General features: G+C 58.5%; 11 protein-coding genes. 3 read left to right on the forward strand and 8 right to left on the reverse strand.

The features are described from left to right. Positions 1 to 24: 24 nt before the first annotated feature. Entirely contained in the window at positions 25 to 1,788 is a 1,764-nt protein-coding gene (locus HFP54_RS13635; protein WP_168565528.1) for a ShlB/FhaC/HecB family hemolysin secretion/activation protein, read from the forward strand. Positions 1,789 to 1,898: 110 nt separating this feature from the next. Here HFP54_RS13635 and HFP54_RS13640 read toward each other — a convergent pair whose 3' ends face one another. Then, positions 1,899 to 2,123 (reverse strand): helix-turn-helix domain-containing protein, encoded by a 225-nt coding sequence (locus HFP54_RS13640; protein ID WP_168565529.1) that lies wholly within the window; start codon positions 2,121 to 2,123, stop codon positions 1,899 to 1,901. Positions 2,124 to 2,132: 9 nt separating this feature from the next. Further along, on the reverse strand, positions 2,133 to 2,702 hold the full coding sequence (locus tag HFP54_RS13645; protein ID WP_206036194.1) for a DUF2975 domain-containing protein: 570 nt from the start codon (positions 2,700 to 2,702) through the stop codon (positions 2,133 to 2,135). A 633-nt stretch (positions 2,703 to 3,335) separates the two neighbouring features. On the opposite strand from HFP54_RS13645, the gene HFP54_RS13655 reads away from it, so the two are divergent. After that, positions 3,336 to 4,634 carry a hypothetical protein gene (locus HFP54_RS13655; RefSeq protein ID WP_168565532.1) on the forward strand — a complete coding sequence of 433 codons (1,299 nt, stop codon included), beginning with the start codon at positions 3,336 to 3,338 and terminating at the stop codon, positions 4,632 to 4,634. Between the two features lie 880 nt (positions 4,635 to 5,514). Here HFP54_RS13655 and HFP54_RS13660 read toward each other — a convergent pair. The 5 genes from HFP54_RS13660 to HFP54_RS13680 all read right to left on the reverse strand — a co-directional run bounded on the left by HFP54_RS13660 (position 5,515) and on the right by HFP54_RS13680 (position 16,521). Beyond that, on the reverse strand, positions 5,515 to 10,926 hold the full coding sequence (locus tag HFP54_RS13660; RefSeq protein ID WP_390657377.1) for an SdrD B-like domain-containing protein: 5,412 nt from the start codon (positions 10,924 to 10,926) through the stop codon (positions 5,515 to 5,517). 222 nt (positions 10,927 to 11,148) lie between these two features. Beyond that, positions 11,149 to 12,312, reverse strand: a complete 1,164-nt coding sequence (locus HFP54_RS13665) for a WD40 repeat domain-containing protein (protein WP_168565534.1) — start codon at positions 12,310 to 12,312, stop codon at positions 11,149 to 11,151. A gap of 216 nt (positions 12,313 to 12,528) precedes the next feature. After that, positions 12,529 to 13,554, reverse strand: coding sequence for a tRNA glutamyl-Q(34) synthetase GluQRS (gene gluQRS / locus HFP54_RS13670; protein WP_168565535.1), 1,026 nt, complete (start codon positions 13,552 to 13,554; stop codon positions 12,529 to 12,531). Further along, positions 13,541 to 14,935: an asparagine--tRNA ligase gene (gene asnS / locus HFP54_RS13675; protein ID WP_168565536.1), complete on the reverse strand. Its 1,395-nt coding sequence runs from the start codon at positions 14,933 to 14,935 to the stop codon at positions 13,541 to 13,543. Before asnS ends, gluQRS begins: the two co-directional genes overlap by 14 nt. A gap of 137 nt (positions 14,936 to 15,072) precedes the next feature. Beyond that, positions 15,073 to 16,521 (reverse strand): NRAMP family divalent metal cation transporter, encoded by a 1,449-nt coding sequence (locus tag HFP54_RS13680; RefSeq protein WP_168565537.1) that lies wholly within the window; start codon positions 16,519 to 16,521, stop codon positions 15,073 to 15,075. Positions 16,522 to 17,270: 749 nt separating this feature from the next. On the opposite strand from HFP54_RS13680, the gene HFP54_RS13685 reads away from it, so the two are divergent. Next, positions 17,271 to 17,549 (forward strand): hypothetical protein, encoded by a 279-nt coding sequence (locus HFP54_RS13685; protein ID WP_206036195.1) that lies wholly within the window; start codon positions 17,271 to 17,273, stop codon positions 17,547 to 17,549. Here HFP54_RS13685 and HFP54_RS13690 read toward each other — a convergent pair. Beyond that, positions 17,525 to 18,598, reverse strand: coding sequence for an NAD(P)/FAD-dependent oxidoreductase (locus HFP54_RS13690; RefSeq protein WP_145298015.1), 1,074 nt, complete (start codon positions 18,596 to 18,598; stop codon positions 17,525 to 17,527). The genes HFP54_RS13685 and HFP54_RS13690 overlap by 25 nt on opposite strands. Positions 18,599 to 18,721: the final 123 nt, after the last annotated feature.

The following is an 18,721-nucleotide window of genomic DNA, read 5'->3' on the forward strand; positions in this document are numbered from 1 at the left end:
GCCATTGGTGAAGGATTACCAAGGATGAAAATTTCATGGAGACGCTCCGCGTTAGCCGGATGTCTGGTCGCCGCCGCGCTGGTCACTCCTGCCACGCAAACGCAGGCCCAAAACTACGAACGATACAAGCCGCTGTCGGTGCCGAGCCACAGGTTCAATCAACCGACGGTTCAGCCTGAATCGCTGGCCCCGGTCGAAGGAAGCGACAAAGTGCTGGTGGACGCGCTGGCGGGCGTCATCATTCTGGATCATGCCGACAAGGTGGACGCCGAAGATGCCCATGATGGGGTCGCCGGGATCCAGCATGACTTTGACGATCGATCGTCGCTGGTTTATGGATCGGGCGTCCAGTCGATCGTCTACCGCTATCTTGATGGACCGGTGACGCTACGTCGGCTGAACCAGATGTCGCGCGACATCATCACCTATTACCGCAAGTGCGGTCAGCCCGTTGTCGACGTCGTCATCCCCGAACAGAAGATCACGTCGGGCGTCGTCCAGATCGTCGTAACCGAAGCACGAATCGGTTCGGTCACGATGACCGATGGCTGTGTGTTTGAAGCGGAAGATCTATGCCATTGGGTTCAGTGTACACGCCGCGGCGACAAGATCTATGAAAGTAGACTGAACAACGACTTGTTCTGGTTGAACCAGAATCCGTTCCGACGTGTTTCGGTCGACATGCGGCCCGGTGATATCGAAGGCACGACAGACATCATCTTTGACATCGATGACGTTTGCCCGATACGAGTGTATTCCGGATACGAAGACACGGGCGTGCGGACGTTGGGCCTGGAACGGTTGTATGCCGGAATGATCTATGGCAATGCATTCGGCAAAGGCGGCATCCTTAGCTATCAGTACACGGCCGATGCGGAGTTTTATCGGCTGAATGCTCACAGCGTCAGTTATGCCCAACCGGTGAATCGAAAAATCAGCTGGAACGCCTACGGCAGTTGGGCCGGTGTGACGCCAACGATCCCAACGGTCAATCAAGACGGTGAAAGCTGGCAACTGGGAATGGGCATCACCCATCACCTACAGAAGACTCGATGGGTGGACACCAATTGGTCGCTGGGCGTTGATTTCAAACAGACGAACAACAACCTTGAATTCGGCGGTCAGTTGGTGCAAAACTCGGCAGCCGACTTGATCCAGCTTCGATTGTCGTTCCAGCATCTTCGCCGTGGGTGCCGCGACCAGTACGGATTGCTGATGTGGGATTCGTTTGTCGGTCCCGGTGCCGGATTCACCGGCGATCACAATACGGCCGCTTTCAATACAATTCGTGCGAACACAACACCGGACTATTTCTACACACGACTGCGTGCCGAACGCCTGTGGAACGTGCAGCAGAACTGGCAATTGATGGGGCGTTTTGTCGGTCAATTGGCATCGGAACGACTGTTGTTCAGCGAGACGCTCGGCTTCGGCGGCTATGATTCGATTCGCGGCTATGATCAGCGTGTTTACAGCAGTGATGACGGCTGGTTTGCATCGCTCGAGTTCGGTCCGCGAATGAAACGTTTCGGTTGCTGTTCCAATCCGAACACCTTTCGCGCCTTCACGTTTGTCGACATGGGCAGTGGATCGAACATCGATCCGTTGCCGGGCGAATTCGGCGACGAGTTCTTGATCAGCATGGGCCTGGGAATGCGTCTGACGCTGACCGATCGGACATCCCTGCGAGCGTCCTATGGTCACGGTTTCGAAAAGATCCCCGGTGCCGCAAGTCGCGACCGGGTCCATATCGGCTTCGTGTCCCTGTTCGGTCCACGCGTTCGCTAACGCATCGCTACCCCCCGTAGCTGGACTCGCCAGAGTTCAGGGCCCGACACGCCCGCCCACGTAGCTGGACTCGCCAGAGTTCAGGGTTAGCTCCACCGCCAATCGACGTCTTAACCCGACTTCGCATTCGACTCGTCTTCCTGGACCAAGATGTCGCCCGGCTGGCATTCCAAGACACGACAGATCGCGTCCAGAGTGCTAAAGCGGATCGCCTTGGCCTTTCCCGTCTTCAAGATGGATAGATTGGCCAGGGTGATGCCGACTTCATCCGCCAATTGGGTCAACGAGATCTCACGCTCCTTCATGACCCGACTCAAGTTGACTTTGATCGCCATCGATTCACCTCAAATCGTCAACGATTGTTCGTCGCGCAACCTTGTGCCGTGCCGAAAGACTTCGGATAGGACTAGCATCGCAAGCGCGACCACCAACAGTTCCAGGTCAAGATGGATTCGTCCGTTGAAGTTGAATCCTTTGGGGCGAGCCATGATGTCGACAAATCCGGACATCGCCAAACGCCCGAAGCAGACGATCAATTCAAACGCAAGAATCAGCAGCCCGATGATGCGAATTCGACGCGCGTTTGCGACGGCGAAAGGATCGTCCTGGTCCACCGTTTTCATGATGTCGCGGAGCTGCTTGATAAAGAACAGGCCGACAAGAAAGCAGGGCACGATCACCAACGCGGCGAATGCGCGCTGAACCAAGCCGGCCCGAACGCCGTTACCCGACTCAGGGAACTGCAGCGTGACCGGGACTCCGTCGGGGAAAGCAAAATCAAGTGATCGCCCTTGCCGGTCATGGACCGAGAAGGCCGTCGTATCAATGTCGCTGGCATACCCCAAAACGGCGAAGGAAAGTTTTTCAGAGGGTGCCGCGATCAGAAACAACAGGCAGGTGGCGAACCCAAGCAAGGTAAGCCACCACCAGCACGCCAGGACGAATTTTAAGCACCGAAAAGAGAACGGCTTTGACGACATCGAGGACCTCCATTGGATTTATCGCTAAACGATAAACTGGGGGCTCGGTCGAGGCAACGGCCGATTTATTGTTTTGCGATAAAAACTTTGGTCGTGATTCACGCCCCATATCTCAAGCCTTCATCGGTCAATGCCGTCAGGATGCATCCGGAAACATCAGGATCGATCAGCATTCCGATTGAACAACCCGCTGAATCCCGGCGTGGGAAGGCGGAAAAGACGCCTGACCCCTTTTTCGTGCTTGACCCCTTTTTCTTGCTCGCCTGACCCCTTTGGCTTGCTCGTGGCGTCAGAGGCGTCGGGGGCCATGCCAAGTTCGGTCAGGTAGGACAGTTGTGCGGGGCTGTAGGCCATTTCCGGGAAACCGTATGTCGAGGGTGATCGAAACGTCCGGTTTCCCAACGTCCGCACCCACAGCGGCCTGTCCCGGTTCGGAGGTTCATCTTCCTCCGTGAATGAATTGCCTAGTGACTGCTCATGTCTTGAACTTTTGATTAGTCTCAGTCGATGGAGAGAACCGCCAAGATGGCGGTCCAAATGAACGTGAGCAAAAACTAGGGGTCAATCGTGGCGGTAACTTTTGAAATTCTTCCCGGTGGCGACGCAGACTACCTCCGGATCCTTCGACGGATCAGTGAATCGGAGGTCGCCAAGGAGTTGGGGATTAAGGGACTAAAGATCGACTTTGCTGGCGACATATTGCCCGAATGCAAACTCGAAAGCTTCGAAGAGATCGGCGATCATGTATTGATTCCCCAACTCCTGGAAATCAACGGAAACGCAATTAAGGCGCTTCGGTGGGGAACCGACGCGTTACACATCCAGATCCACCGGCAATTTGACTATGGCGCAGGAAAACAGCCACGGAATCCCACCATCTCGTTGAATGTTCAGGATCGAAAAACTCGTCGTCCGGATCAGTTGCCTTTATTGGTGGCAGTAATTCAGAACGCGTGTGGTGAATTCAATCCGTCCAATGTCGACTCAATTCTGGACCAAGATCAGCGGGAACATTTTGATGCACGAGAGAAAGCACTTCTGCGATTGGAGTCGCTGCAAGCGAGCTTGATAGAGAATCTGGAAAAAGCGAAGGCGAAACACTATGAAGAGGCGATCGCCGAGCGGCAAAAGATTGCACAAGAGCTAGAGCAATCTCGAGTTGAAATCGAAGGAGAGCGGAACGCGGTCCGTCAGCAACTGGAGAAAGATCGTGCAGATTTTGAACGGTTAAAGGCAGATTTTGATGACAGGACCAATACTCATGTAAGACGGCAACTTAGCTCTGATCTCGAGAAGATGCTGGCGACGCGGATCTCCAGTTTCTCCTTGAGCAAAGAAACTCGAAACCGATTCTGGGCCGTTGGGGGATTCTTCTTGGTATTGATCGTTGCTTTCGGCACGCTTGCCGGATACCTCTTGTTCCAAGAGCGAAGCGAGACCGAAGGACTTGACTACTTCCTGGCCTCTCGACAGGTTGCATCAACGGTCGGCTTCTTCTTGTCAATTGGGTTTTTCATTCGCTGGTTAAACAATTGGGCTCAGCAGCATGCGGACGAAGAATTGCGATTGATGCGTTTGGAAGTTGATCTCCAACGTGCGAATTGGCTTGTGGAGTTGATGTTTGAATGGGATGAAACGAAAGCGAATGAGATCCCCGAGAGTTTGCTGCGAACCATGAGCGCGAATTTGTTCACAGAAAGTGAGCGAAGGGACGACACAGTTTTGACCCCGAGTGATGCGATCGTTAGGACGCTGGCTGGGCTTCCCAACTCGAGCGCCGAGCTAGAGTTTCCTGGTTGGCGAATCGCATTGAACCGGAAGGCGATGAAGGAGCTTCGTAAACAGTCTGGATCCGGAGGTGATTGACGCGTCGCTTCAAATGTTTTGAGGGAACAAAGGGGTCAGGCGTCTTTGGCAAGTGATCCAGCCGGAGCATTGGTGTGCAACGATGCTTGATGAAGCTGCTGCGAGGCGGCATTGTCGGTGGGCGGCCAAGACGCACGCTTCGCGTTCGGGACGATACCAGGCACATGCCACGAGGAGATTTGGTAGGCCGTGCCAAACGCAACGCAGTTCCGGCGGAGACGTCGTGATTTAGGGTTCGGCGGTTGTTTCTGTAGTGCTTCGTCGCTGCGCTCCGCGAACCGGCGTACGTTGAGACTGGGTATGGAGAGCAATACCGGTGGTGCTTCGTCCTGTAGCTGGATGCGCCAGCATTCAGGCACCACCCCTTCCGTCGGTCCCGTACATCACGCCCTGTCTCCACCACAACACGCTTCAATGATCGATCGATCGATTTCGGTGTCTCTTGTGAGGAATACGACTCTCTGCGCTTGTCAACCCGCAGGCGTCACCGCAACAAAGACGCCTGACCCCTTTTCGAGCGTCTGACCCCTTTTCGAGCGTCGGCGGGGTCGTCGTGATCTAGAGTTCGGCGTTATTGCCGGTGCCTCGTCGCTGCGCTCCGCGAACCGGCGTACGTTGAGACTGGGTATGGAGAGCAATACCGGGGATGATTCGTCCCGTAGCTGGATGCGCCAGCATTGAGGCACCACCCCTTCCGTCGGTCCCGCACATCACGCCCTGTCTCCACCACAACAAGCTTCAAGGAGCGATCGATATCGGTGTCTCTTGTGACGAGTACGACTCTCTAGGCTTGTCAACCCGCAGGCGTCACCGCAACAAAGACGCCTGACCCCTTTTGGAGCGGCTGACCCCTTTTGGAGCGGCCATCGGTTCGAAGCCGCTAGGAGGCTTCGTCGTAGTAGCCGGGTTCGTCCTTGCCGTCGCCGTCGAAGTCGCCGGTGACCGGTTGGCTGTCGGCGCTGCCGCGTGGCACGACGATGCGTTGGTCATTGGCGGTCAGACGCCGGTCACCGTCGGTGTCGATGATCCAGGTGTCGCCGCGGACCACGGCGATTTCGTCGATGCCGTCGCCGTTGAAATCACCGACCACCGGCTGGTCACCGGGCTTGCCGAATTCGATGGGACTGTCCTTCGATGTCCAGCGACCGTCACCATTGTCATCCAACAGCCACTGGCCGCTGCGGAAGACAGCAATCTGGTCGATGCCGTCGCCGTTCCAATCACCGACGACGGGTTGGTCGACGTGTTCGCCATACTTGAACACGTGGTCGACTTCGTCGGCACGCAGATCACCCCGATTGCCACGTCGCAGCAGACGCTGTTTTTTGTGGTCTTCCGTTTCTTCTAGTATTCGCGCGGCGGCCAGACGGGCGATGTCGACTTCGGTGCGCCGTCGGTTGGCGGGGTCGGGAAGCCCCGGATCGATCTCCACACGTTGTGGATCTCGGTTCCACTCGCGTCCAAAGATCCCGACATCGTCTTTGCCGTCACCATCCCAATCGCCGACGACTGGTCGGTCGTACTTGGTGCCCAATTGGACCCACAAGTCGCCTTCGTCCCAGACGCCGTTGCCGTTCAAGTCGATGTACCAACGGCCGGCGACATAGATCGCCGTTTCGTCGATACCATCGCCGTTAAAGTCACCGGTCAATGCGATCGCGTCTCCACCGCCCAGGTTGACGCCGGACAACAGATTCACGCCATCGCCCGACATCGCCGACCATGTGCCGGCGGCATATTCGCCTTCGGTCCAAGCCGGATCATTGAATTCCGCGCCGGCGGTGCGAACGATGCCCGAGCCGGCGTTTTCGCCGCGTGGGAACCCGGCGTTGATCACGCTAAGGTGCCAGCTGACAGCCCATTCGATCGGGTGCAGCGCCAGCGTGCGAACGGTGTACGGCGCGGCGTATCCGACCAGCCGGATCGGGCGATCAAACGTTTCGATCGGCGCGACGACTTCGGGGATCGATTCCGGGTTTTCCGTCAGCGGCGGCGGCAGCGTGGGATCGACCAAGATCTCACTGAAGTTGTTCGACGCACTGGTTTCCCCGGCGGCGACGGTCACGTTCAGAATCGCGTCGCTGCCAGGATCCGTGGCTTCGCTGGCCGATAGGGTTTGGAACGTGATCAGTGCCGCCTGATCGACGATGACATCCGCCGGGTTGATCGCGACGCCGCCGGTCGAACCGGGCGTGTCCAACGCATCGATGTAGTCATCGGGCTGGACTTGGTAGACGTGATAGGTACCCGGTCGCAGTCCGGTGAACTCGTAGTAGCCGTTGGCGTCGGTGGTGATGCGCACCAATCCGTCGTTGTAGATGCCGGGCAGCATTCGATCGGAGGTGAAGATCTGGCCCAGCACGTTCCGCAGTTCCAGTGTGACGCCGGACAGCGGTGTGTCGTCCGCGGTGAACATCCCGTCGCGATAGTCACGCAGGTCTTCGGCGCTGGGGACGAACTGCAACTTCAGCGAATCGCCGTCTTGAAAGACATAGCCGCTGATCGTTGCCGGCGGGACTTCCGGGAAGTTGTACTGGACCGCGTCGTCACCGCCGCGGAGTTCGACAGCGACAATCAAGTCATCGCCGCCGACGGTTCCGCCGTGGCTGCCGACGGTCTCGCCACCGTGGAAGTAGCCTTCGGGCTGGAATTCGCGAACCGAGTAGACGCCCGGTGCCAGATCGGTGAACTGGTAGTATCCGGACGCGTTGGTGGTGGTCCGACCGGCGACTTGGCCTTCGGCGTCAATGATTTCGACGACGACGCCGGACAGAGCCAGTTCGTCACCATCGAATTGGCGATCCAGGTCTTGGTCGCTCCAGACGTATCCCGAAAGACTGGCGGGCAACTGTTCGCAGAAGTCGTAGTCGACCAGTGCGACGCCGGCCATCACGTCGACCGACATGTGATCTTGGCCCAAGATGGTACCGCCACCGCTGCCCAGTTTCTGGCCGCCTTGGTAGTAACCGTCGGGTTGGTGTTCAAAGATCTGGTAGGTGCCCGGGGCCAGGTTGTCGAACTGATAATTGCCGTCGGCATCCGTGGTTGTCGTCGCCACGATGTTGCCGGCTTCATCGATCAAGTCGACGCGAACGCCCGCCAACGGATCTTCTTCCGGATCGTAGACGCAATCACGGTCGGCGTCGACGTAAACGGTCCCCGAAAGGCTGGACGGCGGCAGTTCGCAGAAATCATAGTCGGTCAAGTCTTTGCCGATGCCGATGTCCACGGCCATGTGGTCGTCGCCCAAGATTTGGCCGCCGCCGCTGCCCAGCATCTGCCCGCCTTGGAAGTAGCCGTCGGGCTGATGTTCGATGACTTGGTAGGTTCCGTGTCGCAGATTGGTGAATCGATAATTGCCGTCGGCGTCGGTGGTCGTCGTCATGACGATGCGACCGTCGGCGTCCAACAGATCGATGCGAACGCCTTGAAGCGGTGGTTCGTCGTCGTCTTGGAAACAATCACCGTCACGGTCGACGTACACGGTGCCGGCCAGGCTGGACGGTTCGAGTTCACAGAAGTTGTACTGGATCAGTCGATCGCCCCAGGAGATCGGCACGCTGCTGATCGTGTCTTGGACCGAATCGTCGCCACCGGCCGATCCGGCTTGCTGCCCGCCTTGCAGCCAACCGGCGGGCTGAATTTCGCGGACCGTGTACATGCCGGCCTGCAGATGTGTGAAGCTGTAGTGCCCCGATGCATCGGTTTGTGTTGTGGCGATCAAGTTCCCATCGGCGTCGTACAGTTCGACGGTGACGCCATCGATGCCGATCTCTTGTGGATCAAACACGCAATCGCCGTCGGCGTCGTTGTAGACGTATCCGGAAATTTCCGCCGGCGGACGTTCGCAAAAGTCATAGTTGACCGCGACTTCACCGGAGGCAAGGTCGACTTGGCCGATGCGGTTGGGGCCGTCCGACAATCCACCCGCGGATCCCGGTTTGGATCCGCCTTCGAAGTAGCCTGCGGGGGTTTCTTCGATCACCGTGTAACGGCCGGGAACCAAGTTGTCGAACTTGTAGTTTCCGTCCGCGTCGGTGGTCGTCATGGCGATTTCGTTGCCACTGGCGTCCAGCAAGCGAATCACGACACCCTCCAGCATCGGTTCACCGGGATCCAGTTCACAGTCTTCGTCCAAGTCGACGTGGACCCGGCCCGCTAATGACGCCGGCAGCAGTTCGCCGAAGTTGTATTCGACGCCAAGGTCACCTTGTTTCAATTCGATGGCGGCCAAGGAATCACCGTCGCCGCCCAGCTGGCCGACATGCGTGCCGCGGATCGTGCCGACGGAATCTTTACCGTCGTAGTAACCGTCTGGTTGGTGTTCGCGAATCGTGTAATCGCCCGGCAAGATGTCGGCAAAGCGATAAAAGCCGTTGGCATCGGTGGTGGTCGTCGCGATCACGTTGCCGGATGAGTCCACCAGGTCCAATCGCGTACCGGCAATCCCGGTCTCCGATGCATCGCGTTGTCCGTCATCGGAGGCGTCGTGATAAACGTAGCCGCTGATGTCGGCCGGCGCGGCTTCACAGAAGTTGTATTCTGTGCCGTGGCCGCCGGCGATCATCACGATGTCTTGAATCAGGCCGCCGTCGATCGAATTCCCGACCGTGACCGTTCCGATTCGACCGACGTGGGACGATCCATCAATCAAACCATCGGGTGTGATTTCGCGGATACGGTACTGGCCTTTGGTCAGGTCGTCGAAGAAGTACCGACCGTCGACATCGGTGACCGTTTGAGCGATGAACTGGCCGTCCATCGTTTCCAAAATGATCTCGACGTCTTGCAGCGGCGTGTTCCCTTCCGCTTCACGGATTCCGTCGCAATCTTGGCCGGGCCCCAGCAGATAGACATAGCCGGAAAGCGATCCCAGGGGCAGTTCGCCAAAGTTGTATTCGATTCCGTCGTCGCCGCCGTCCAGCTGAACACCGACGATGCTGTCACCCGGGTTGATGGCCGATCCGACCACGGTCCCGTCGATGGTTCCGGCCGCGTCGGTTCCGTCCTGCAAGTCGACCGGCTGGTCCAACTGGACGATTTGGTAGTTGCCCGGTGCCAGGCCGGTGAATTGATACGCACCGGCGGCGTTGGTCGTCGCGATCAGACCCGACTGCGCGGCGATCGTATCGACGGGGATCAATTCAACGCGGATGCCCGACAATGGGACTTCGCCGGGATCACGACGGCCGTTGTCGTTGTCGTCGCGATAGACGAATCCGGACACCGATGCCGGATCGGCTTCGGCAAAGTCATACAGGATCGCTTCGGTATCACCGTCGACGATCAAGATGTTGGACAGTGAGTTGACGTTTTCAACGCTGCCGACCGTTTGCCCGTCGACTTGACCCAGAACCGCACCGACGCTGAACAATCCGTCGGGTTGTGCTTGGACGACTTTGTATTCGCCGGGCATCAGACCCAATGATTTTGCAAACTCATAGTGTCCATCGGCACCGGTCACGGCACGCAGCCCGGTATCGACAAAGGAGTTGCCTTGTTTTTGATACAACGCGATTTCAACGGCTTCGAGGACGCGTTCGCCTGATTCGCGTTTCAGGTCCAAGTCGTTGTCGACCCAGACGTATCCGCTGATCGATACCGGCTTTGGTGTTTGTACCGTGGTTCCGACGGCGGCTGCGCTACGGTTGGGACGGCTGTCGATATGGGTGCCTTCGTCCGGCGGCAAGTCCAAGCCGTGGCTGGACGCGGGATCGCCAAAGTCGTTGACGAACAGCGCATCGGCGACCGACGTTTCGTAGTGCGGCGCGTTGAAGGTGGCTTCCAGAATGGAATCCTGGAACTCTTGTCCCGATGTGATCACGTCCAAGCCGGCGTTGAACGTGTCCAGGTCGGAACTTTGCCGCAGGACTTCGTCGACGTCCATCGTGAACTCCAAGCGGTCACCGGCTTGGAAGTTGGTCAGACGCAGGATCAGTTCTTGACCGCCGTCTTCGACAAAGGCTTGCGCGGTGGCGACCCGACCATCGGCCGTTTCAATCTTGACGATCTCAAAGTCGTGGGCACCGTTTTTTCCGAGGCCGCCGATGGCGGTGTCAAAGATCGGATCGCCGATGCTGACGCCGTCGCCGTATTTGTCGGTGTTGATCCGCAACTCGGTCAGTTCCGTCCCCGGGGCACCACCGGTGAAGGACAAGATGAATCGGTCGCCGCGTGAATCACTGCCGACGTCTTGGTCCGATTCCAAGTAGTCCGTTTCCAGATAGACCACACCGACATGAATCGGATCGGCCGCCATCAACCGTCGTGATTCCAAGCGTTCCGGATGCAGACCGCGTCGTGAGACCGCCGCACGGGATCCGTTGGCGGGTGTCGAAGCGGTTCGTTTTTTTCGTTTCCGTTTCCAGATCACGTTGGATGCCTCCGTGCCCCTGATGGCAGTGTGACGCCCATCCGATGGGCGACGATTTGATTGGCGGAAAGGATGGATGGGGGATCATCGATCGCCGGGATGATGATCCGTCGATTGGACGTTTGCGGTTGCCTGGCGGACTTAGCGATCCAGACGGTTGGGCCGTTCGACGATGCGGTCTTCGCGACCGGCCAATTGCGGAACGGATTCCTGAAGCGAATGCAGATCCCAGCGGCGGATCGTGGCGTCATAGCTTCCGGAATACAGCCATTGGCCGGCCTGGGCGACATCGCTGATCGTCCCGCGGTGTCCGGCCAAATGTCCGATCAGTTGGCCAGCGTCGGTGTCGATCAAGTGGATGCGATTGTCGCTGCCACCGGCTGCGGCAATGCGGCTATCCAGCATCGTGACGCAGAACAAACGACAGTTTCCGACGTGCACGCGGCGGGCGATCTTGCGATTGTTGACGTCAAAAACCACCACGTCGCCGTCTTCGCCCACCGAAACCATCGAATCGGAACCGCGACGGAACGCCATGCTGCGGATCCGGCCCCGGTGCAACGAGTGGTCACCGTTGGCTTTGACCGGATCGGTGGAAAATAGATGCACGTCGCCCACGCGACCGCCCACGGCCATGACTTTGCCGTCGGGGCTGAAGGCGATGCTGCGAAGGTCGCGACATCCACAACGCAGCTTGGTTTGTGCGGCCGGCTTTCCGATCAGAAACACTTCTTCGTCGAATCCGACCGCCGCCATTTGACGACCGGACGGATGGAATCGGACGCAGGTCAGCGCCGGGGCACCGTCGATGTGCTGGGTGGCGGCAAAGTCCGCGGCGCTGTGACGGATCACGATGCAACCGTCGTTTCCGGATGAAACCAGCCGGTGTCCGGAATCGTCAAAGGCCAGTGTCCGAATCACATCGCGATGGTGATGCGTGGCATCGTCGGTCACCGTTCGCACGACTTCCATCGTCTCCGCGTCGATCAGGCGGATGGCCAAGTCGTCGCCGGCGGCGGCGATCAGACGGCCGGCCGGATCCGAAGCGATCGCGGTGATCACCACCGATTGGTCGTCTTTGGTGACGTGTCGAAGTCGCAGGACTTGGCCGTCGTGCGGGACTCGCATGTTGACGGTCAGCTGCGTGGCATCTGGCGGCGCAGCGCTGGACGGCTGTGTCCAATCGACGGGCGAAGCGATCAGTGCGGCGGCCAACATGCGACGAAGGGCGGACCGACGGGACACGATTCGGGGCAACCGCGACACATCGGCGGGGCCGGACGCCCGGGATGGATTCGATGGCATGGATCGGACCGTGGGGGAATTCGGGGGCGAAACAACGATTCCCACGCCGGACCTTGGTGACGGCGGACCGCGACAACCGGCAGGGTCGTCTGCGGTACCGGCGCGTCGGTGGCGCACGGCGTGGCTTTGTCGTTCATCGGCCCGCCCGTTGGCCCGCATGACCCGAATAATCGGAAAACTGAGTGAAACACAGGTTTCCCCGGCCGCGGCGTCGGATCAGCCCAATCGTGTCCATTTTGACGGCACCACGACGCGGTCACGGTTCACGGTTGTCCAGTCCATTTGGGCGGCGATGTGGCGATGCAAGCGGTCCGTTTCCCATTCGCCGGCGGTCGGCAGATCGCCGATCCCCAATGACCCGGCGGCCCACAAGATCACGTCTTGCGGGTCAACGCCACAGCGACGCAGATGGTCCAGCCGCGTATCGCCGTGACGTTTGGCCAGTCGACGTCCGTCGTCCCCGATGACCAGCGGGACGTGAGCATAGCTGGGCACCGAAAGCCCCAATGCGTCGGCTAATTCGATTTGCCAGAACGTGCTGTCGATCAAGTCGTCGCCGCGAACGACTTCCGTCACCCCCATTGCATCATCATCGAGGATCACGGCCAGTTGATAGGCCGCTTCACCCGTCTTGCGTGTCACCGGAACATCGCCCAAGTCGCGTCTCGGGTTCAACGACTGGGAACCGGCAACGGCATCATCAAAGTGCACGACTTGGTCGCGGACTCGAAATCGCCAGCAATACGTGCCTTCCGCTGGGATCGGATCGCCTTCGGTCCAATCGCTGCATAGGCCGGGATAGACCATGTGTCCGAATTCGGCATGCGGTGCCGATGCGGCGCTTTCGATGTCGCGTCGCGTGCAAGTGCACGGATAAACGCGGCCCAGAGATCGCAGCTTGGCGATCGCCTGGTCGTATCGATCGGTACGTTGCGTTTGGATGTACGGTCCGCTGGGGCCGCCGACATCAGGGCCTTCGTCCCATTCGATGCCCAGCCAGCGCAGATCGTCGATCGCTTGTTGGATCGCCCAGGGTTTGACGCGAGGCGAATCGATGTCTTCGATCCGCAGCACCATCGGGGCCGATTGCCGGATCATCGACCAATGTGCGACCAAGTACGTCCGCGCGTTGCCGGGATGCTGGGCGCCGGTGGGCGACGGCGCCAGGCGACCTTTGACCGACGTTTTGTCGTGCGGGGGTTTTGTGGCAGGCGTTCTTTGGGGGCGGTCAGAATTCGGCATTGCCGGGCGTTCGAGGGAACGGAATGACGTCGCGAATGTTGGCCATGCCGGAAACATACTGGACGACGCGTTCCAAGCCCAAGCCGAATCCGGCGTGCGGGACAGTTCCGTACCGCCGCAGATCGATGTACCACCAATAATCGTCTTGATTCAATCCGGCCTGGTCCATTCGGCGGGTCAACACGTCCAGTCGTTCTTCACGTTGGCTGCCGCCGATGATTTCACCCACGCCGGGAACCAACACGTCCATCGCGGCAACGGTTTTCTCGTCATCGCTCAGCCGCATGTAAAACGGTTTGATGGTCGATGGATAGTCGGTCAAGATCACCGGGCCGTCGACATATTTTTCGGTCAGATACCGTTCGTGTTCGGCTTGCAGATCGACGCCCCAGGAAACCGGGTATTCGAATTTCGCGTCGGCCTTTTCCAACACGTCGATCGCATCGGTGTACGTCATGTGACGAAACGGTGCTTCGGCAACGGCGGTCAACTGGTCCAAGATACCCGGCTGGATTCGCTGGTTAAAAAACTGCATGTCTTCGTCACAGCGATCCAGGCAATCCCGCAGCAATCGCTTCAAGTATCGTTCGGCCAACGCCATGTTGTCTGACAGGTCGAAGAAGGCGGCTTCCGGTTCGACCATCCAAAATTCGGCCAGGTGCCGACTGGTGTTGCTATTTTCGGCGCGGAACGTCGGTCCGAACGTGTACACACGGCCCAGTGCGGTGGCATAGGTTTCCGCGTTCAGTTGGCCGCTGACGGTCAGATAGGCGGGCCGATGGAAGAAGTCCAATTCGTGATTGACGGGTTTGCCCGACGCGGCCAAACGATCCAAGTCCAGCGTGGTGACGCGGAACATTTCGCCCGCCCCTTCGCAATCGCTGGCCGTGATGATCGGCGTGTTCAGATAAAAGAAGCCTTCGTCGTGAAAGAAGTCGTGCGTCGACCGGCTGATCGAATCACGGACCCGCATCACAGCACCGAACGTGTTGGTTCGGGGCCGCAAGTGGGCCCATTCACGCAGTTTTTCAAAGCTGTGGCGTTTTTTCTGCAGCGGATACGTTTCGCCGTCGGCCCAACCCAAGACGCGGATCTCGTCGGCCTGCATTTCAGTCGCCTGGCCTTTGGCGGGCGATTCGGCCAAGCGTCCGATCGCGACGATGCTGCACCCGGCCCCCAGGCGTTTGATTTCCGATTCGTAGTTCGACAGTTCGCCGGGCGCGACGACCTGCAGACTGCCGAAACAGCTGCCGTCGTTCACTTCGATGAAACTGAACCCGCCTTTGGAATCACGGCGTGTCCGTACCCAGCCGCGAATTTCGACATCGGGTCCAATCGCTGATTCTTTTCGGGCTTCCGCCACAGAGGTCCAAGTGCTCATCTTGTCTTCGTCCTTGTTCCGGGCACTCTCGTAGGAACGCTCTGGGGTTCAATGTTGGAAACGGGCTTATCTTTGCAAACCGGTATTGTCGCTAGCAGCCGACTTTATCATTGGAATCCGCAAGGCGGATGAACTGATTAGACCTTCGAATCGGTCGGCACAACGAGTTCGGCCGCAGGCTCTTTGGCTGGCATGATCTTCTTGATCACGTTGCCGTAGATTTTGATCCCCGATCCGATGGTGGCAACGGCCAGCGCGATCACCAAGATGGAGTTGAACAGAAATCGCGGAACCCCACTGCCAACGGCATCGCCGATGTAGCTTCGCTTGTTGTTCATGATCAAAAACGTCAGGTATGCGATCGGCAACATCGTAAAGCAGACGGCCGATGCCGCGACCGGGAACCAAATTGGCAACGTCGCCACAACGCCCAGGATGCCGATCGCGGGAGTCAGGGCGAACAATCGGAAACGCTTTTTGGTTTGTTCCAGCCCCAGCATTTCACAGAAAGTGAATCCGCAAACGACCATGTGCGTGCTGATCGCACCGCAGGTCATCCCGATCAAGCCCAAGTCGAAGATCACGCGGCCGGCGTTTTCACCAAGCACACCACCAAGCGCCTTGGCCGCGCCCAGCGGGCGAATCGTTGTGTTGACGACATCCGCGCCGTCATAAACTCCGCCGACCTTCATCGCGATGATCACCAGCGAGGTCACCAGCACGAAGGGCAAGAACATCGTCATGCCCAAATCCCAGCGGGCAAGCTTTTTGTGGTGAACGCCCCAACCCTTTTTCAACAGCGAGTACGGGTACAGGAACGTCATGTTGATACCGACCGCGGCACCAAGCATCCCCAGCACTTGGGTGACCGTGCTGTTGTTCAGTGAACCATCGACGTTCCACAGGTTCGGGATTCCGTACCAGCCGATGAAGCCTTTGAAGATCTCCCCCGCTTCGGCCGCCACGACATCAATTTTGGCGACCACCACGATTCCGAACATCACGACGACCAAGGCAATGCAGCCGCGTAGAAACCACTCGTAAATTCGAACGCCCTTGGAATCGCCGCCGTAGTTGAACGTGGTCACGATATTGATGCACAAGATCAAAATTCCGATCCCGAAACTGATTGCCAAGCCGGCTGTTGTGAACCCCAGACCCAAGGGCGTGCTTTCGCTGGTGACCTTGCTCAGGTTCGCTTTGGCCTGGTCAATGATCGCGGGATCATTCGTTTTCATCGCCTCGTCGACGGCGCTGCTGGCTGCGGTGATTTCTGGCGGGATGCTAACGATTTCCTGCAACGCACCCAGGTCACGCGCGGCACTGGCGGCCAAACCATATTGCGGAAAGTGCCAAATGATCGACGACATGATCGTGCCAAGCGCCCACAAGACGACCAGCCATTTTCCGATCTCGCGTCCGAACGATTTGTAAGGCCGTTCGCCCGTGGTCAAAACCACATTGCTGAGTGCACCGAGCATCATGACGCCCAAGAACATCGCAACCGGCTGGACCCACAACAGTTTGTATCCAAACGATGCACCGGCGATCACGGATGCCGCAGCACTTCCGGCGCCCAATGTCATGGCGCTTTGCAACAACCCGGGCCCGGTCCGTTTAATGTAGCCCAACGCGGAAGATGCAAAGGGCAGCCCATTGAGACGTTCGAGCTCAGCGATCTCAGCTTTCATTGCATCCGAAACGGCTGCTTGTGACGAGCTTGCTTGTTCTGACATTGCTGAGTCCTGAGGGGGGCTGTCAACACAGGGGGGAATGGAGGCAACGCGCAGAGGACATCGATCGAAGTACCGCCTGACGCACAGCGAGGGATCGACAGAATATCAGACGCTGTGGGCCGACGAAACTAGCAGGAAAGGTTCAGCGGGGGCGCAAAGATCATCCACCCAAACACAACGACGCGCGAGACTCAGTTGCAAGCCTGAGAATGGTTGCAAGCCAGAGAATCGGTCACAAGCCTTGCACCGTCGCCAGCGTTGGCGTTGAACCCCGTCGGCAGCGTTGGCGTTGATCCACTGTGACCGAGCCGGAAGGAAACGACCGCCGATGGTTCGCGTTTCGTCCCCAGGTTTTTGCACAGATGCGGCGGAGCCATGATGGATAACGGGCGAAGTCTTCACCGCGGGATACCCACCGGGCGTGAAATCGTGCCAACATGTCGCACGCCCAAAAAACTTACCGAATCGTCCGACAATTCGGCCTAGGGTTTCCTTGTCGGATGCAACGGTCGGCGATGCGGGGGCGTCGTTGATCGATGGAAGGCACCAGCGATCCGGCGACCCATCTTTTCTGACCGTCTTATTCGGGGCACCCAATCATGCGGATGACGCTGTTCAGCTTCGTCGTTTGTCTGACCGGTTTACTTGCCGCATCAGGCTTGTCCGGGCAAAGCGAACCTGGTGGAAAGTTGCGACTGCGGCCGGTCAACGTCGCCACCAACGGCGGCGACGTCGGGAAAGAATTGCGTTTCAACGATTCGCGGCTTTCACGGCAAACCGCCGGACGCACGGTCCCATCGCCGGCCCACAACGCGGATCGGATGCCGACCCGCGAGGTCAGGGGCAATGCCGATCAAACGTCTTTTTCGCCCAGGTAGCGTTCGGCATCCAGAGCGGCCATGCACCCGGTGCCGGCTGATGTGATCGCTTGACGGTAGTAATCGTCGGCAACGTCACCGGCGGCGAACACTCCGTCGACTTCGGTGTTGGTCCGGAACGGCTTGGTCCACTGCAGATAACCTTCGTCGTTCATCTTCAGGGCGTCTTTCAGGAACGCCGTGTTGGGCGTGTGTCCGATCGCAAGGAACAATCCGCCGACGTCCAAGTTTTCCGTTTCGTCATCCACGGTGCTCTTCAGCCGCAACGCGTTGACTTGGTTGCCGTCGCCCAAGACTTCGTCGACGACACGATTCCACTTGATTTCGATGTTGGGGTGATTCATCGCGCGGTCCTGCATCACCTTGCTGGCACGCATTTCGTCGCGACGGATGATCATGTAGATCGTCGCGGCGTTCTTCAGGTTGGCCAGATACGTGGCTTCTTCCACCGCGGAATCGCCACCGCCGACGACGGCCAACGGCTTGCTGCGATAGATCGGCAAAGCGCCGTCGCAGACCGCACACGCGCTGACGCCCTTGTTTTTGTAGGCTTCTTCGCTGGGCAGGCCCAAGTAATTCGCACGCGCGCCTGTGGCCACGATCACGGTATGAGTCTTCACCGATTCGCCGCTGCCGGTGTGCAGCGTGTGGACGCCGCCGCTGTTGAAATCCACGCCGACGATGTCATCGGAAACGACTTTGGTGCCGAAATTCAGCGCCTGTTGCTTCATCAATTCCATCAGCTCGACGCCTTGGACCGCGTAGTGCGGCTGGCCGTCCTTTTCGTGGCCTTGGGGGACCATGGGCAAGTTGTAATGCCGGTCCTTGTCAACCGCGGATTCGACGAACGCGCGGATGTTACCGGCGGGAAAGCCCGCAAAGTTTTCCACTTCGGTCGTGTAAGCCAATTGTCCCAGCGGGATCATTTCCGGTTTGACGGTTCCCTCGTACAAGACCGGGTTCAGGTTGGCGCGGGCGGCGTAGATGGCAGCCGACCAGCCGGCCGGTCCACTGCCGATGATGATGGTTTTTTCGATGGAGTCAGCCATGGATCTGTCTTTCCTCACAGAAGGTGAATGCTGGTGTCGTTGTCGGATCGTTCGTGTCGCTGGGGGGCCATCGACGAAGGCGTCATCATTGCAATGACCAAAGGAACCGGAGGAGTGCCAAAG

The sequence above is a fragment of the Crateriforma spongiae genome, assembly GCF_012290005.1.
GTDB classification, from domain to species: domain Bacteria; phylum Planctomycetota; class Planctomycetia; order Pirellulales; family Pirellulaceae; genus Crateriforma; species Crateriforma spongiae.

Excerpts from the sequence above, each read along its gene's own strand:
- HFP54_RS13665 (WP_168565534.1), bottom strand. The coding sequence starts at position 12,312 with ATGCCATCGAATCCATCCCGGGCGTCCGGCCCCGCCGATGTGTCGCGG.
- HFP54_RS13680 (WP_168565537.1), bottom strand. The coding sequence starts at position 16,521 with ATGACATTGGGCGCCGGAAGTGCTGCGGCATCCGTGATCGCCGGTGCA.
- asnS (WP_168565536.1), bottom strand. The coding sequence starts at position 14,935 with ATGAGCACTTGGACCTCTGTGGCGGAAGCCCGAAAAGAATCAGCGATT.
- HFP54_RS13635 (WP_168565528.1), top strand. The coding sequence starts at position 25 with ATGAAAATTTCATGGAGACGCTCCGCGTTAGCCGGATGTCTGGTCGCC.
- gluQRS (WP_168565535.1), bottom strand. The coding sequence starts at position 13,554 with ATGCCGAATTCTGACCGCCCCCAAAGAACGCCTGCCACAAAACCCCCG.
- HFP54_RS13685 (WP_206036195.1), top strand. The coding sequence starts at position 17,271 with ATGCGGATGACGCTGTTCAGCTTCGTCGTTTGTCTGACCGGTTTACTT.
- HFP54_RS13640 (WP_168565529.1), bottom strand. The coding sequence starts at position 2,123 with ATGGCGATCAAAGTCAACTTGAGTCGGGTCATGAAGGAGCGTGAGATC.
- HFP54_RS13690 (WP_145298015.1), bottom strand. The coding sequence starts at position 18,598 with ATGGCTGACTCCATCGAAAAAACCATCATCATCGGCAGTGGACCGGCC.